The sequence below is a fragment of the Roseovarius sp. TE539 genome, assembly GCF_003298505.1.
GTDB lineage: Bacteria > Pseudomonadota > Alphaproteobacteria > Rhodobacterales > Rhodobacteraceae > Roseovarius.
This window is the reverse complement of the sequence record NZ_QNGB01000006.1, coordinates 106,366-122,931: the sequence shown is the minus strand read 5'-3', so window position 1 is coordinate 122,931 and position 16,566 is coordinate 106,366. Positions and strand designations below refer to the sequence as shown.

Genomic DNA, 16,566 nt, shown 5'->3' with positions numbered 1-16,566 from the left:
GACCGCATGACAGAACTGATCGTGACCAACTTCAACCGCAATTTCACCGGCGTCTCGGCCACGGCCGCAGCGGTGGCGCGCACCCAGGCGGCACAGTTCGACATGGTGCTGGCCGGCCAGCCGTTGCCGGGGTGTCCGGACCCGGTCAGCCCGGCCGCCGCCATGCGCCTGTCCAGGACCCCGGCACCGGGGCGCCCCTTCGTGATCTGGCATGTGCGCCGCAACCCCGAGATGCGCGCCGCCCTCTGGGCGCGGGATGTGTTGCGCCTGCCGGTCCGCATCGTCTTCACCTCCGCGGCGCTGCGCCGGCATTCGGCCCTTCCGCGCTGGCTCATTTCGCGCATGGACGCGGTGATCGCAACCACCGAACGGGCGGCGGGACACGTGCCGCATGTGCGCGCCGTCGTTCCGCACGGGGTGGACACCGCCCGTTTCTTCCCCGCCCGGGACCGCACTGCCGCCTGGGCGGACACCGGCTTTCCGGGCACCGCCGGACTCGCCACCGTGGGCCGCGTCCGTCCCGAAAAGGGCACCGACAGATTCATCGACGCGATGATCGCCCTGTTGCCGTACCACCCCGGGCTCACCGCCCTCGTGATCGGGCGCGCGGCCAGGGGCGATGCCGCCTTCCTTTCAACGCTCAAGTCGCGGGTCGCCGCCGCGGGCCTGTCGGGGCGGATCCTCTTCCCCGGAGAAATGGCGCCGGACGCCCTGCCCGCGCTCATGCGGGCCCTGTCGGCGGTGGTGCAATTGCCCCGCTACGAAGGTTACGGCATGGCGCCGCTCGAAGGAATGGCCTCCGGCGTACCGTTCGTCGCCACCGACCAGGGCTATTACCGGAGCTTTGCCGGTCAGGGGGCCTGCGGTGTCATCACCGAAGGGAACGGCGCGGCGGCCGCGCTGCACGACCTGCTCTGCGACACCCGTCGTCACACCGCCATGTCCCGGGCCGCAAGGGAACGCGCCGAGGCCAATTTCAGCGTGGCACTGGAAGCGGACGGCATCGCGGCGGTCTACGACCGGCTCTGGTCGGACGGCTGAACGGCCCGTTTCTTCTGGCCGGAAATATCCCGGGGGAGGCGCCGCGACAGCGGCGGCGGGGGCAGCGCCCCCTTGCCGTTTCCGGTTCAAATCGGCATGCGCCGCTCCGCGATCTCCACCCACCAGCTGCAACCTGCCGGGATCGTTTCGTCGTTGAAATCGTATTCGGGATGATGGACCATCGCCGTGTCGCCATTGCCCACCAGGATGTAGGCGCCGGGACGGTCCTCCAGCATGTAGGCGAAATCCTCGCCCCCCATCACCAGCGGGGCCGCGTCGCACTGGCCGGAGACGGCCCTGGCGGCCTCCGCGGCGAACGCGGTCTGCGCCTCGTGATTGACCATGACCGGGTAATTGCGCTCGTAGGTCAGGGTCGCGGCGCCACCGAATCCTGCCGGTATCGTGTCGCACAGCGCCTGCATCCGCGCCTCGGCCAGGTCGCGCATCGCGTTGCTCAGCGTGCGGACAGTGCCCATCAGGGTCACTTTCTGCGGAATCACGTTGAAGGCATGCGACGACGTCTCCACCGATGTGACCGAAACCACGATCTGCTCGGTCGGATCTGCGTTGCGGCTGGCGATGGTCTGCAACGCCGTGATCAACTGACTGGCCATCACCACCGGATCCACCGTGCTGTGCGGCTTGGCGGCATGTCCGCCGCGCCCTTCCAGTTCGATCCCGAACAAATCCGTGGCGGCAAAGAACGGCCCTGGCCGGATCGCGAACTGCCCCACGGGCACGCCGGGCCAGTTGTGCATGCCATAGACCTCCTGGATACCGAACCTGTCCATCAGCCCGTCCTCGCACATCTCGCGCCCGCCGCCACCGCCCTCTTCGGCGGGCTGGAAGATGACCACGACGGTGCCATCGAAATTGCGTGTTCCGGTAAGGTATTGCGCCGCTCCCAGAAGCATCGCGGTATGTCCGTCATGGCCGCAGGCATGCATCGCACCGTCGGTGCCGCTGGCATAATCGAGGCCGGTCGCCTCATGAATTGGCAGCGCGTCCATGTCCGCGCGCAGGCCGATCACCTTGCCCGATCCTGTCTTGCGTCCCTGAATCACGCCCACCACGCCGGTGCGGCCGATCCCCTCGACCACCTCGTCACAACCGAAGCTGCGCAGCTTGTCGGCCACCAGCGCGGCGGTGCGATGGGTTTCGAACAGGATCTCCGGATGGCTGTGGATATCGCGGCGCCATTCGGTGATTTCCGCATGCGTTTCGGCGAATCGGTTCTTCACGGGCATGTCGTGACTCCTTGGGATGGGCCGCATCGCGGCCCCTGCCCGGCTTCAATAACCGCTTTCGTCGACAAGCACAAAGTGTCCCGGGGCGGCCTCGTGGTAAACACCGGAGCCGGGCCGCCCGCCGCCGGTACGCCCGCGAGGGGGCGCCCCGAAAGGCCGATCGGGCCATTGCGGGGCGGGTGCATCAGGATCCGGCACCGGCACCGCCCGCAGCAGGGCCTGCGTATAGGCATGGCGCGGGCTGCCAAGCACCGCGTCGCGCGGCCCCCGTTCCACGATCCGGCCCCGGTGCATGACCGCGATCTCGTGGCTGATGCGCTCGACCACCCCCATGTCATGACTTATGAACAGATAGGACAGTCCCCGTTCCGCCTGCAATTCCTCCAGAAGCTCCAGGACGCGCGCCTGCACGGTCGCGTCCAGTGCGCTCACCGCTTCGTCGGCCACGATCAGGGCCGGGTCCGGGGCGAGGGCGCGGGCGATGGCCACACGCTGACGCTGGCCGCCCGACAGTTGGTGGGGATAGCGCCGCATCAGGCCCCGTGGCAGCGCGACCCGATCGAGCAGCGCCGCGGCCCTTTCCGCACGCTCGGCGCGGCCCACACAGATGTTGCGCAACGGCTCCTCGATCTGCGCGGCAAGGGTCATGCGCGGGTCGAGGCTGCCATGGGGATCCTGGAAAACCATTTGCGCACGCATCCGTGCCCGGCGCAGGGCCGCGCCCGAAAGCGACAGCATGTCCTGCCCGCAAAGCGCCACCCGCCCCCCTGAAACCGGGCCGAGACGCAGGATGGCCCGCCCGGTGCTGGATTTGCCGCACCCCGATTCGCCCACCAGTGCCAGGGTCCGCCCCCGCGCGATGGCAAAGGACACGTCCCGGACCACGCAAGGGGCCGGAGCCCGCTGCCGCAACACCCGGCCGCGGGCCGGGTAACGCACGCTCAGCCCGGCAACCTCAAGCACCGGCGCCGCCCGTCCCGGGTCGGCCGCATCGTGCCCGATGTCCCGCGGCAACGCGGATCGCCCGGACCCAAGGCGCGGCGCGGCCTCCAGAAGGGCGCGGGTCTCGGCGGCGCGTGGCGATGCGAAAACGCGGCGCGCCGGACCCTCTTCAACCTTGCGGCCATGCGCCATCACCACAACCCGGTCGGCGATCCGCGCCACGACCGCCATGTCATGGGTTATGAACACAATCGCCGTCCCCGTCTCGCGCCGCAGCCGATCCAGAAGCGCGAGTATCTCGGCCTGCGTGGTCACGTCCAGCGCCGTGGTCGGTTCATCGGCCACCAGAAGCCGCGGACGGCAGGCCAGCGCCATGGCGATCATCGCCCGCTGCCGCATTCCACCCGAAAGCTCGTGCGGATAGTATCCCAGGCAGGCCGACGGATCAGGCAGGCGCACCTGCCGGAAAAGATCGAGCGCCCGCGCCCGCGCGGCGGCGGCCCCGAGGCCCTCGTGGCGCCGCAACCCTTCCGTCACCTGCCGCCCCAGGGTCAGCACGGGATTGAGCGCCGTCATCGGTTCCTGAAAGATCATGGCGATGTCGCGGCCCCGGATGCCGCGCATCCTCGCTTCGCCCGCGGCCAGCAGATCCAGGGGACCGCCCCCACGCACCGTCAGCATGATGCGCCCCGCCTCGATACGCCCGCCGTCCCGGGCGATGAGGCCCATCAGGGCCAGTGCCGCGGCGGATTTTCCGGCCCCCGATTCCCCGACGATGCACAGGCACTCGCCCGCCGCGACCTCGAACCCGAGATCCGCGATCGCCACCGTGTCACCGAAACTCACCTTGAGGCCCTCGATCCGGGCAATGGGCTGATCTGTCACGGGGGCGGACTCCGATTGTGCACGGATGCCATTGTGACGGTATCCGCAGCGCCGGAGGAGTGTCAAATACCTGAAATCGCGGCCACCTGGCCTTGCAATATCGGCATGGGCGGTTTGTGATGATGCGGCGCCCCGTGGCGCCCGGACGAAACAGGACAGGAGATCCGAATGCCCGCCCGTGCCTGCCCGCAATCGCTGTGTGCCGTGCTTCTTTTCCTGGCGCTGGCCGGGGGTGTGCCCCTGACCGCGCAGGCCGGGCGTGGTGAGGACGGTATCCTGAGGATCCTCTATTGGCAGGCGCCGTCGATCCTCAACCCCTACCTGTCGGGTGGCACCAAGGATATCGAGGCCGCCAGCCTTGTCCTTGAACCCCTGGCGCGCTTCGATGAAACGGGCCGGATCGTCCCGTGGCTGGCCGAAACCGTCCCCACTCAGGAGAACGGCGGCATCAACGCCGACCGGACCCGCATCACCTGGCGCCTGCGTGACGGGTTGAAATGGTCCGACGGAAGCCCCGTCACCGCCGAGGATATCCGCTTCACTTGGCGCTACTGCACCGCCGAGGGTGGCGGCTGCGCCCAGGCCGAGAAATTCGCCGGCGTGGCCGATGTTTCGGTGGTGGACCCGCGCACCGTCACGGTGATCTTCGATGCGCCGCGGCCCTATCCCTACGGCCCCTTCGTGGGCGCCGCCGCCCCGATCCTCCAGAAAGCGCAATTCACCGGCTGCCTCGGGCCGCGCGCCCCCGGATGCACCGAGGCCAATTTCGCACCCGTGGGCACCGGCCCCTTCACGGTGGCGGAGTTCAGACCCAACGACGTGGTGCGCTATCTTGCCAACCCGCACTACCGTGAGCCTGCCAAACCCGCCTTCGGCGAAGCGGTCCTCAAGGGCGGAGGCGGCGCCGCGGCAGCCGCGCGCGCAGTTCTGGAAACCGGCGAATTCGATTATGCGTGGAACCTGCAGCTGGCGCCCGATGTCCTCGGGGCGATGGCGGCCTCGGGGCGCGGGCGGCTGGTTTCGGCTTTCGGCACGATGGTGGAACGCATCGTCATCAACTTCACCGATCCCGACCCGGCGCTTGGCGATGCGCGCTCCACGCGGGCACATCCGCATCCCGTCCTGTCCGACCGCAGAGTCCGCCGGGCGCTGTCGATGGCCATCGACCGGGCGATTCTGACCGAGATCGGCTACGGGCGCGCCGGCCGGGTGACCTGCAATCTGGTGCCGGCGCCGGAAATCTATGCCTCGGACAGCAACCGCGCCTGCCGGGAACAGGATCTCGCCGGCGCTGCCGCACTTCTCGAAAAGGCCGGCTGGACCGACAGCGACGGCGACGGCACCCGCGAGAGGAACGGCCGCGAGCTGCGGCTCACCTTCCAGACCTCCACCAACGCGGTCCGGCAGGATTTCCAGGCCGTCATCAAGCAATGGTGGCGCACAATCGGTGTTGAAACGGACCTGCGCAACATCGACGCCAGCGTCTTTTTCGGCAGCGACCCCGGCAGCCCCGACACTTTCCAGAAATTCTTTGCCGACGTACAGATGTTTGCCGGCACCTTCGATGGCACCGATCCGCAGGCCTATCTCGCCAACTGGACCTGCGACGAGGCCCCGCAACCCGGCAACCAGTGGCAGGGCAGCAATATCGGACGCTGGTGCGATCCCGAGTATGACGCCCTGGTGGCCGAAATGGCCGGAACCGCCCGGATCGAGGAGCGCGCGGCCCTGGCGCGGCGCCTGAACGACATGATCGTGCAAGACCACGCCGTGCTGCCACTGGTCGACCGCGGCCGCGTCTCGGCGGTGGCCGCCGATCTGGGCGGGGTGCGGCTGAACACATGGGACAGCGAATTGTGGAACATCGCCGACTGGCACCGGACCGGCGAATGAACGGCCCGACGAAGCGGGGCACGGCATGCTGAGCTATGCGCTGCGCCGGGTTGCGATGTCAGTGCCGGCGCTGCTGGTCACGGCGCTGATCATTTTCCTTCTGCTTGACCTGGCGCCGGGCGACCCGATGGCGCAGGTTCCCCTTTCGGTCCCGCCCGAGATCAAGGAGCGCATGCGCGAGGCGCTCGGCCTCGGGGAGCCGACGCATATCCGTTTTGGCAAATGGCTCTGGCAGTTCTTCGCGGTGGAACCGATGGTGTGGCTCGACGCCGTTCTCGGCACCGACCTGGCACAGGACCGGCAGCGCGTGATCAGCTGGCAGACACGTTCGCCGGTCATGGACATCGTCGTCGAGCGGATGCCGCAGACTCTCTGGGTGGTGGGCATGGCCTATGTCCTCGGCATCCTCGTTGCGCTGCCGATCGGCATTCTTGCCGCCTATCGGCAATACTCGGTCTTCGACCAGGTCGGAACCCTGCTGACCCTGGTCGGCTATTCGGTGCCGCCCTTCTTTTCGGGGGTGCTGGCCATCGTGATCTTCTCGGTCCATCTCGGCTGGCTGCCCTCGATCTACGACACCACGCACCGGGTGACCGACTGGCACAGCTTCACAATACAGGTGCGGCAGATGATCCTGCCGGTGATGGTGCTGGCGGTTCAGACAACCGCTCAGATCAGCAGGTTCATGCGCGCGGCGATGCTCGACAGCCTGCGGCAGGATTATGTCCGGACCGCGCGCGCCAAGGGCCTGAACGAATGGACGGTCGTCTTGGTGCATGTGCTGCGCAACTCGATGATCCCCGTCATCACGATCATCGCGCTCGGTCTGCCGCAGGTTTTCGGCGGCGCGATCATCACCGAACAGATCTTCAAGGTGAACGGGCTGGGGCAACTTCTGATCACCTCGATCATGGCCGGCGACTTGCCGATGGTGCAGACGGTGACCTTCATGCTTGCGGTGCTGATCGTGGCGTTCAACATCGTCGCCGATCTTCTCTATGGTCTGCTCGATCCGCGGATCCGCCATGACTGAACCTGCCGCACCCGGCCGCAACCGCGCGCTCTTGCGCCGTTTCACCCGCCATCGGGGCGCGGTGGCCGGCGCGGCGGTGTTCCTGGCGATCGTGGCGGCGGTTTGGCTGGGGCCGTTTCTGTGGCGGGTGGACCCGGCCGCAATCGACATCCTGGCCCGCAACCGCGGACCCGCTCCGGCCCACCCGCTGGGCACCGATCAACTGGGGCGCGACATGCTGGCCCGGCTTCTGGCGGGCGGGCGCATATCAGTGGCGGTGGGGCTCGCGGCGATGGCGTTGTCGCTGGGGCTGGGCGGGCTTGTCGGGCTGCTGGCGGGCTGGGTCCGGTGGCTCGACGGGGGGCTCATGCGGCTGACCGATCTCTTCCTGTCCCTGCCGTTGCTGCCCTTGTTGCTGGTCATGGTGATGCTCTTTCGTGAGTCGCTGGCCGCGGCCTTCGGGCCGCAAACCGGGATCTTCCTTCTGATCGTCTTCGCCATCGGCATCACCAGCTGGATGCCAACGGCGCGTTTGGTCCGCGCTGCGGTACTGGAAATCCGCGAGCGCGACTTCATTCTCGCCGCGCACGCCGCGGGTACGGCACATGTCGCCATGGTAACCCGCCATATCCTGCCCAACGTAATGTCGCCGGTGCTGGTGTCGGCCACGCTTGGCATCGCCAACGCCATCGTCACCGAATCCGCGCTCAGCTTTCTGGGCCTCGGCTTTCCGCCCGATTTCCCGACATGGGGCCGTCTGCTCAGCGATGCGACCGTATATCTGCAAACCCATCCGGGACGGGTGATATGGCCCGGCGCCGCCATCTCGCTGACGGTGCTGGCAATCAACTACACGGGAGACGGGCTGCGCGACGCGCTGGATACCCGCCACAGGATGACGGGGCCTTCGCGGATCTGACCGCGGGTCAGTCCATCCTAGACCGGATACTGCGGATAAGCCACCAGACCAGACCGAGCACAGGCAGGGTTATCGCCGCGGTGATCATGCCCTCGCTGACCCCCAGACCCGGCGCGAGCGGATACAGCAGATACCCGCCGAGCGACACGGCGTAATAGCTGATCGCGACCACGCTCAGCCCTTCCACCGTCTTTTGCAGCCTGAGTTGCAGGTCGGCGCGGCGATCCATGCTTTCCAGCAATTTCTGGTTCTGTGCGCTGCGCTCCACGTCGACCCGGGTACGCAGCAGCTCGCCGGCGCGCATGGCACGGTCGGCCATCGCCCCGAGCCGCGACTGCGACGACCGGACCGTGCGCATCGCCGGTTCGTAGCGTCGCAGCATGAATTCCGCAAAGGTCTGCCGGCCCTCGAACCGATCCTCGCGCAGAACTTCGATACGGCGGCGCACGATGCTTTCATAGGCACCGGTGGCCCCGAACCGGAACGAAGCCCTCGCCAGCATGCCCTCCAGCTCGGATGAAACCGAAAGCAGCCTTTCCAGCGTTTCCTCGGGCGGTTTGGCCCCTGTCGTCATGTCGCCGGTCAGCTGGCTGAGTTCCTGGTCGATCTCCCCCATCCGCGGCGCCATTTCCTTGGCGCGAAAAAACCCCAGCATCGACATCGTCTTGTAAGTCTCGATCTCGCAAAGCCTCTGCACGATCCGCCCGATCCGGCGCTGGCCCGTGCTGGGCGCCACGGTAATGGCAAACCGCTGATGGCCCGCCGGATCGATCCGGAAATCCGCTGCGATGACCGCGGCGTCATCGAGAACCCGCGCAACCGCAACACTTTCGGGCACGAACCAGTCCGCGATCTCTTCGCGGATCGCCTCGTCGCTGCACCACGGCGCGATGCGGATCAGGGCGGACGTGATCCGCGCACCCGGCGCCTGTACCAGCCAATCCTCTGGAAACACCTCGAAATCCGCCGGATCGAATGGCCGGCTGCTGAGACCCTTGGTGAAGGTCATGAAGGTGACGAACTCGGTATGGCTTTCCCATTTCAGGGTATGGCGCCCGATGGAGCCCGAATAATGCGTCGCGCCCGGTTCTGGATGCGGTGCACCGTAGTGCTCCAGAAGGGCGGTCAGATGGGCACGGTCGGCGCCGCGATCGCGGCCGGCCCCGTTCTCGGGATGCTTTATGGCCAGAAAGCAGGCCGTACAGGGCGCATTGACCGACGGGAAGGGCCGGGCATGCAGCTCGTTGGTGAGCCGGAAGCGCAGAGGATGATCCTCGATCGGGGGCATGAAACCGGTCTCCGGAACTGTTTGCAGGCAAACTAGCCCGTCCCACGCAGGGGTTAAACCTTTTTTGCTCGTCAAACCAATGATTTAACGGCGCACAATCGTATACTGCCCAAAAACCGGACACCACCCCGGGCGCCTCCGGCGGGAGTATTTGGGAGAAAGATGAAGCGGCCGGTCTCCTTCATCTTTCCGGAAATACTCCGGGGGCCGGAGGCAGCGCCCCCGGGGCCTGCGTGGCCCGAACGCGAACCGCAGATGGGTGGCGCAGCCACGCCGCGGGAACAGGGCCGGCCCGGGCCCATCAGTCCACGAGTGTCAGCAGCTTGCTCACGCTGTCCTTCGCGTCACCGTAGAACATCCGCGTATTGTCCTTGAAAAACAGCGGATTCTCGATCCCGGAATAGCCCGTACCCTGCCCGCGCTTTGACACGAAGACGTTCTTGGCCTTCCAGACCTCCAGCACCGGCATGCCGGCGATGGGGCTGCCCGGATCCTCCTGCGCCGCAGGATTCACGATGTCGTTGGAGCCGATGACGATCACAACATCCGTTTCGGGGAAATCCTCGTTGATCTCGTCCATTTCGAGCACGATGTCATAAGGCACCTTCGCCTCGGCCAGCAGAACGTTCATGTGCCCCGGCAGGCGCCCCGCGACGGGATGGATGGCAAACCGGACGCTCTTGCCCTTCCCGCGCAGCTTGGTCGTGAGTTCGCTAACCGCCTGCTGTGCCTGCGCGACAGCCATCCCGTACCCGGGCACGATGATGACGCTATCGGCCTCGTTGAGCGCCGATGCCACACCTTCTGCGTCAATCGCCACCTGTTCGCCCTCGACTGCCATCTGTTCGCCCGAGGCACCGCCGAACCCGCCGAGAATGACGCTCACGAAGGACCGGTTCATCGCCTTGCACATGATGTAGCTCAGGATCGCACCGGAAGAACCGACGAGCGCCCCCACCACGATCAGGAGGTCATTGCCGAGGCTGAAGCCGATCGCCGCCGCGGCCCAGCCCGAATAGCTGTTGAGCATGGATACCACGACGGGCATGTCCGCGCCGCCTATTCCCATGATCAGGTGATAGCCGATGAAAAGCGCCAGAAGCGTCAGCAGAACCAGGGTCCATATTCCCGCACCGCCAAGATACATCGCCGCGAAGACAAGCGACAGGCCCGCCGCCGCGGCATTGAGCATATGCCCTCCCGGAAGCTGTCTGGCCGCGCTGTCCACCCGTCCCGCGAGTTTGCCATATGCGATCACCGAGCCCGTGAACGTCACGGCGCCGATCCATATCCCGAGCACAAGCTCGACCTTCAGAATGTTCACCTCCACGGCCGTCTTCTTGGCCACGATCGCCGCGAACCCCGAAAATTCCTTTGCGAATTCCGCGCCTTCGGGCGTGATCTCGTAAGGCCGCGGGAAAGCCAGGCCGGCCCCGGTGAAGGCCGCCGCGACGCGGCCCAGTTCGATATCCGCGTTGAACCCCACAAACACCGCCGCGAGACCGACAAGCGAATGCATGATCGCCACCAGTTCGGGCATCTGCGTCATCTGCACCCGGGTGGCAAGCTGGTACCCAACGACAGCGCCCGCCGCGATCAGGACCACCGACAGGAACCACAGCCCCTGCCCCGGCCCGATCATCGTGGCCAGCACCGCGATGGCCATGCCGACGATACCGTACCAAACGGCACGTTTCGCACTTTCCTGGCCACTCAGCCCGCCGAGGCTGAAGATGAACAGAACAGCCGCGACCGCGTAGGCCGCTATGGTGAAACCGAATTCCATGATCCCCTCCGCCTTATGATTTCTGGAACATGGCAAGCATGCGCCGGGTCACGAGAAAGCCGCCGAAGATGTTTATCGAGGCCATGAACACCGCAAGCGCGGCCAGGATCGTGATCAGGACGGAGCTGGAGCCGATCTGAATCAGCGCGCCGAGGATAATGATCGACGAAATCGCGTTGGTCACCGCCATGAGAGGCGTGTGAAGGCTGTGCGACACATTCCAGATGACCTGGAAACCGACAAAGACCGACAGCACGAAAACGATGAAATGCTTCATGAAACTGGCCGGCGCCACCAGACCGACCGCAAGCACCAGAACCGCCCCGATCGCAAGGAGCGTAACCTGGTTGCGGGTCTGCTTTCTGAACTCCGCCAACTCCCGTGCGCGGCGTTCCTCGGGCGTCAGCTCCTTCTCCGGCTCCTTCTTAGGGGCGGCCGCGATGGCCTGCACCTTTGGCGGGGGCGGTGGATAGGTCACGTCGCCACCATGCGCCACGGTGGCGCCGCGAATCACGTCATCCTCCATGTCATGGACCGGCTTGCCGTCCTTTTCCGGCGTCAGGTCGGTCATCATGTGGCGGATATTGGTGGCATAGAGCATCGAGCTCTGGGTCGCCATGCGGCTGGGAAAATCGGTATAACCGACGATGGTCACACCGTTGTCGGTCACGATCTTCTCGTCGGGTCTGGTCATCTCGCAATTGCCACCCCGCTCGGCCGCAAGGTCGATCACCACGCTGCCGGCCTTCATGGCCTTGACCATGTCCTCGGTCCAGAGCTTCGGTGCCGGCCGCCCCGGGATCAGGGCGGTGGTGATGACGATGTCCATCTCCGGCGCCATCTCCCGGAACTTCTCAAGCTGCTTTTGCTGGAATTCCGGCGAGGACGGCGCGGCATAGCCACCGGTGGCGGCGCCGTCCTGGCTCTCCTCCTCGAAATCGAGATAGACGAATTCGGCGCCCATGCTCTCGATCTGTTCGGCGACTTCCGGGCGGACGTCGAAGGCGAATGTGATCGCGCCCAGAGATGTCGAGGTGCCGATCGCGGCCAGGCCCGCCACACCGGCCCCGACAACAAGCACCCTGGCGGGAGGCACCTTGCCCGCCGCCGTGACCTGCCCGGTGAAGAAACGCCCGAAATTGTTGCCGGCCTCGATGACGGCGCGGTACCCCGCGATATTGGCCATCGAGCTCAGGGCATCCATCTTCTGCGCCCGGCTGATGCGCGGCACCATTTCCATCGCGATGACGGTCGCCCCCTTCTCGGCCGCCATCTGCATCTGTTCTTCATTCTCGGCCGGGGTGAAGAAACTGATGAGCGTCTGCCCCTCGCGCAGTCGCTTCACCTCCGTATCGGTGGGCTGGCGGACCTTGGCGACGATGTCCGCGGCCTTCCACAACTGCGCGCCGGTCTTGATGATCTCGACGCCCGCGGCCTCGTAATCCGCGTCGGAGAACCCGGCCAGCTTGCCGGCCCCGGTCTCGATGGCGCATTCATAGCCCAGCTTCTGCAACTGGGTGGCGGAGTCGGGCGTCATGGCGACCCGCGCCTCGCCCGCGCGTATTTCTTTCGGCGTTCCGATCTTCAACGTGATGTCCCCCTTCTGGCAGGTCACTTTCTTGCCGCGGCCCCGCGTGACACACGGATGGCGGTTTCCTGTTCCCGGATGCCGTTATTTCACACTCCGGCAAGACATGCGACACCCAGTTTGTCCGGTCCGGTCAAAGCCATCGCCGGGTTTTTCGGCAGTATTGCGCAAATTGCATGCGGAACGTGCGGCGCAGGCGGTCCTCCTCGGGAATCACGAAACGCCTCTCGATGATCCACAGGAAAAGCGGGACCAGCGGCAGAGACAAAACCGCGTCCCATCGCAGGATCAGCCCCGTGAGGATCAGGGTATCGCCAAGGTAGATCGGGTTGCGCGTCCGCTTGAAAATTCCCGTCTGTATCAGCCGGCCGGCCTCGCGGTGCGGCACAATGGTGGTGCGATGGCGCCGGAATTCCGCCGCCGCCATAAGGATGAGCACCACGCCGCCGCCCAGCAGGATGCCGCCGGCAAAATCGGCCCAGACCGGCCCGAAGGTCAGCCCGGATCCGAAATGTGACGATTGCAGCCAGGCCAGCACCAGACAGCCGAGCAGCCAAACCGGCGGGATATCCAGCCAGCGCAGCATTTCAGAGCAACCGGAATTCGGGCGAATTCCGGGGTGGAAAATGACCATTTTCCATCCCGTTTTCCGCCCGGAAAACGGCGCCCCGTGGCAGCGGTGTCATTCCCATTCCATCTCCTCGAAGACGCGCCCGGCGTTCTTGGTTGCCAGTTCCTCGAACGTGTCCAGATGTGCCCATTCCGACTGGTCTACATAATATGCATCCGCCAGATCTCCACCCGCGTCCAGATGCGCACCGATCTTTTCGCGTATATCGACCAGATAATCGCGGGTATACCGCGTCACCTGCGCCATGTTGGTAGGATGACCGTGGCCGGGGATCACATAGGTCGCCCCCAGATCGGCAAACGGACCTTCGAAGGTTTCGATCCAGGCATCGGTATCGGTGCCGGGAAATATCGGCAGCATACGCTCGTGAAAGGCGATGTCGCCGGCGATCACGATCTCCCATTGCGGGATCCAGACCTGGGTATCGCCCGGGCCGTGCGCGGGCCCGAGATGCAGCACCTCGAGAGTGACATCACCCATCTGGATCACCTTCCGGTCCCGAAAGCTCAGATTCGCGGCCACCACGGTGGTCCCCTCGGCCTTGTCGCGGTTGTATCCCTGCATGCGCTGGAGGATGAAATCGCCCTCCTCCTCGACCTCGTGAATCGCATCCGCATGGGCGAGGATATCAACCCCCTGCCCGGCCCAGTAGGAATTGCCCAGCATCGCGTGGCCCTGCCCGTTCTCGTTGATCACCAACTTCACCGGTTGGTCGGTGACCGCACGGATCTCGTCATGCAGGGCTTGCGCCAGTCGGTACGAGGCGCCGCCATTGATCACCACGACCCCGTCGCCGGTGACGATGAAACTCAGGTTGTTGTTGTGGCCGGAATTCTCGTAAGTGGGCGGCGCGGTGGCGCCGATCGCGGAGAAGACATGCGGAATGAACTCGACCGGCTTCTGGTAGAGATCCGATTGCGGGTACTGATCGGCAATATCCTCGCTGGCAAGACCGGGCACTGCCAGCCAGAGAATGCCGAGAGCCGCGGTGAAATGTTTCATGGTGCACCTCCCATTGGTTTCACGACACCCTACACATTCACCATCATGAATGTCTAGCACTCCAGCGCGTGATCCGCGCTTGTCACCGCGCGGCGCATCGCTAGGCTGTGCGCAAACAGCGGGAGGCAGGACATGACGATCGACGGAAAACACGCTCTGGTAACCGGCGGTGGAACAGGCATCGGGCTGGCGATCGCGCGGACACTCGCGGACGCGGGCGCGCAGGTCACGATCACCGGGCGGCGCCTTTCGGTCCTGGAAGAGGCGGCCGGTCCCGGCCTGCACCCGCTGGAGATGGACGTGACCGACGAAACCCGGGTGCAGAGCGGTATCGCACGGGCAGTCACGGCGCGCGGCCCGGTGCAGATCTGCATCCCCAATGCCGGCATCGCCGAGGGGCGCGCCCTGCACAATACCGACAGCGCATTCTGGCGTCACATGATGGCAACCAACCTCGACGGCGCGTTCTTCACGATCCGGGAATGCCTGAACGGCATGCGCGGGACGGAATGGGGCCGGGTGATCGCCATCTCCTCCATTGCCGGGCTGAAGGGCCTCAAGGGAACGGCGGCCTACACCGCGTCCAAGCACGGCATGATCGGCCTCATAAGAGCCCTCTCCGAAGACTACGTCGGCAAGCCCGTGACATTCAACGCCATCTGTCCCGGTTACGTGGATACCGATATCGTCAACCGCAACAGCGCCTCCATCGCCGAGCGGGCAGGCGTGAGCGAGGCGGAGGCGCGCGACATGATGCTTTCGGCCAATCGTCACGGGCGCCTGATCACCCCCGAGGAGGTGGCCGCCGCGGTGCGTTGGCTCTGCGCGCCGGGATCCGAAAGCGTCAACGGACAGACAATCGAGATCGCCGGCGGACAAATCTGATGGACCGCTCACCGGACGTTACCACCCGTCTCGCGTCGCGCGACACGGGCCATCAACCCGACCGGGGGCGCGGCATGACCGGGACCAGACCCGACCGATTGTGTCACGGTCCGCCCCGGGCCCACCTGACGGCGGCTGTGACGATGTCGCTTGACCCTGGTCCTGCCGGCCCGGGCGGGAAGAAAGGCGCGGAACCGGGGCGTGCACAATGACGGATTTCAACGCCACGAAGACGATGTTCGACCTGCCCGTTGGGATCACCTATCTCGACGGCAACTCGCTCGGCCCGCTACCGCGCGCCGCCGGCGCGCGGATGCAGGAGGTGATGCGGGACGAATGGGGGGAAATGCTGATCACCGGCTGGAACAGGGCCGGCTGGATGGAGCACCCCGCGCGCCTTGGAGACCGGATCGGGCGGTTGATCGGCGCCGAAACGGGGCATGTGATGGTGGGCGACACCCTCAGCATCAAGGTCCATCAGGCGCTGGCGGCCGCATTGGCGCTGCGACCCGACCGCAGTGTGATCCTCAGCGACAGCGGCAACTTTCCCACCGATCTCTACATGGCCGAGGGGCTGATCAAGGCGCTGGACAGGGGCCACCGGCTGCGGGTCGTCGCGCCGGAAGAGATCGCGGCCGAGATCACCGGGGATGTCGCGGCCCTCATGCTCACGCAAGTGGATTACCGCACCGGGCGGCTTCATGACATGGACGGGCTGACCGAAACGGCGCACGCCGCAGGTGCGCTCACGATCTGGGATCTGGCCCACTCGGCCGGGGCGCTGCCGGTTGACGTGGCCGGTGCGGGGGCCGATTTCGCGGTCGGCTGCACGTACAAGTATCTCAATGGCGGGCCCGGCGCGCCGGCCTTCATCTATGTCGCCCCGCGCCTTGCGGACCGGGCCGAACCGGTCCTCTCGGGCTGGCTGGGCCATGCCGCGCCCTTCGATTTCGAACAGGGATACCGCCCCGGCGCGGGGATCGCGCGGATGCGGGTGGGCACGCCCCCGGTGCTGGCCATGGCCGCGCTGGACGCGGCCCTCGATGTCTGGGACGGCGTGGACATGGCGGCGCTGCGCGCCCGCTCCGTCGCGCTGTCGGAGCTTTTCATCGCCGAGGTCGAGGCCGCCTGCCCGATGCTCACCCTCGCCTCGCCGCGCGATCCGGCCCTGCGCGGAAGCCAGGTTTCCTTTGCCTTCGCGGATGGCTACGCGGTCATGCAGGCCCTCATCGCACATGGCGTCATCGGCGATTTCCGCGCCCCCGACATCATGCGCTTCGGCTTCACGCCGCTCTATACGGGCGAGGACGACGTGCGCCATGCCGCCGCCACGCTGGCGGAGATCATGCAGGGACGGGTCTGGGACCGGCCCGAATATCACGCCCGCGCCGCGGTGACCTGACCGGCGCGGCGCCCGCTCCGGCACACGGCCGCCGTGATTCGCCGG

The 16,566-nt window shown here is 66.1% G+C and carries 13 protein-coding genes; 6 read left to right on the top strand and 7 right to left on the bottom strand.

What is annotated here, in order from left to right:
* Window positions 1-6: 6 nt before the first annotated feature.
* Window positions 7-1,041: a glycosyltransferase family 4 protein gene (locus tag DQW77_RS06190; RefSeq protein WP_113257321.1), complete on the top strand. Its 1,035-nt coding sequence runs from the start codon at window positions 7-9 to the stop codon at window positions 1,039-1,041.
* Between the two features lie 86 nt (window positions 1,042-1,127).
* On the opposite strand, the gene DQW77_RS06185 is transcribed toward DQW77_RS06190, so the two are convergent.
* Both DQW77_RS06185 and DQW77_RS06180 read right to left on the bottom strand, forming a co-directional pair.
* On the bottom strand, window positions 1,128-2,288 hold the full coding sequence (locus tag DQW77_RS06185) for a M20 aminoacylase family protein (protein ID WP_113257320.1): 1,161 nt from the start codon (window positions 2,286-2,288) through the stop codon (window positions 1,128-1,130).
* A 45-nt stretch (window positions 2,289-2,333) separates the two neighbouring features.
* Window positions 2,334-4,115: an ABC transporter ATP-binding protein gene (locus DQW77_RS06180; protein ID WP_113257379.1), complete on the bottom strand. Its 1,782-nt coding sequence runs from the start codon at window positions 4,113-4,115 to the stop codon at window positions 2,334-2,336.
* A 168-nt stretch (window positions 4,116-4,283) separates the two neighbouring features.
* On the opposite strand from DQW77_RS06180, the gene DQW77_RS06175 reads away from it, so the two are divergent.
* Genes DQW77_RS06175 through DQW77_RS06165 form a run of 3 tightly spaced genes read left to right on the top strand, consistent with a single transcriptional unit; the run spans window position 4,284 to window position 7,939 of the window.
* Window positions 4,284-6,008 carry a peptide ABC transporter substrate-binding protein gene (locus DQW77_RS06175; RefSeq protein ID WP_113257319.1) on the top strand — a complete coding sequence of 575 codons (1,725 nt, stop codon included), beginning with the start codon at window positions 4,284-4,286 and terminating at the stop codon, window positions 6,006-6,008.
* Between the two features lie 25 nt (window positions 6,009-6,033).
* Complete coding sequence (locus DQW77_RS06170) at window positions 6,034-7,041, top strand: ABC transporter permease (RefSeq protein ID WP_113257318.1); 1,008 nt, start codon at window positions 6,034-6,036, stop codon at window positions 7,039-7,041.
* The gene (locus DQW77_RS06165) at window positions 7,034-7,939 is read left to right on the top strand and encodes an ABC transporter permease (RefSeq protein ID WP_258523718.1); all 906 of its coding nucleotides are present in this window, start codon (window positions 7,034-7,036) and stop codon (window positions 7,937-7,939) included. The genes DQW77_RS06170 and DQW77_RS06165 overlap by 8 nt, the downstream gene beginning before the upstream one ends.
* A 7-nt stretch (window positions 7,940-7,946) precedes the next feature.
* On the opposite strand, the gene DQW77_RS06160 is transcribed toward DQW77_RS06165, so the two are convergent.
* From DQW77_RS06160 to DQW77_RS06140, 5 genes are all read right to left on the bottom strand, one after another.
* A complete protein-coding gene (locus tag DQW77_RS06160) occupies window positions 7,947-9,227 on the bottom strand; it encodes a DUF3422 family protein (protein WP_113257316.1) in 1,281 nt (426 codons plus the stop codon).
* Window positions 9,228-9,528: 301 nt separating this feature from the next.
* Window positions 9,529-11,013: an NAD(P)(+) transhydrogenase (Re/Si-specific) subunit beta gene (locus DQW77_RS06155; protein ID WP_113257315.1), complete on the bottom strand. Its 1,485-nt coding sequence runs from the start codon at window positions 11,011-11,013 to the stop codon at window positions 9,529-9,531.
* 13 nt (window positions 11,014-11,026) lie between these two features.
* Window positions 11,027-12,601 (bottom strand): Re/Si-specific NAD(P)(+) transhydrogenase subunit alpha, encoded by a 1,575-nt coding sequence (locus tag DQW77_RS06150; protein ID WP_113257378.1) that lies wholly within the window; start codon window positions 12,599-12,601, stop codon window positions 11,027-11,029.
* A gap of 133 nt (window positions 12,602-12,734) precedes the next feature.
* On the bottom strand, window positions 12,735-13,187 hold the full coding sequence (locus DQW77_RS06145; protein WP_113257314.1) for an isoprenylcysteine carboxylmethyltransferase family protein: 453 nt from the start codon (window positions 13,185-13,187) through the stop codon (window positions 12,735-12,737).
* A 96-nt stretch (window positions 13,188-13,283) separates the two neighbouring features.
* Complete coding sequence (locus tag DQW77_RS06140) at window positions 13,284-14,234, bottom strand: MBL fold metallo-hydrolase (protein ID WP_113257313.1); 951 nt, start codon at window positions 14,232-14,234, stop codon at window positions 13,284-13,286.
* Window positions 14,235-14,366: 132 nt separating this feature from the next.
* Here DQW77_RS06140 and DQW77_RS06135 point away from each other — a divergent pair, with 132 nt between their 5' ends.
* On the top strand, window positions 14,367-15,119 hold the full coding sequence (locus DQW77_RS06135) for an SDR family NAD(P)-dependent oxidoreductase (RefSeq protein WP_113257312.1): 753 nt from the start codon (window positions 14,367-14,369) through the stop codon (window positions 15,117-15,119).
* 208 nt (window positions 15,120-15,327) lie between these two features.
* Window positions 15,328-16,521: a kynureninase gene (kynU, locus tag DQW77_RS06130; protein WP_113257311.1), complete on the top strand. Its 1,194-nt coding sequence runs from the start codon at window positions 15,328-15,330 to the stop codon at window positions 16,519-16,521.
* Window positions 16,522-16,566: the final 45 nt, after the last annotated feature.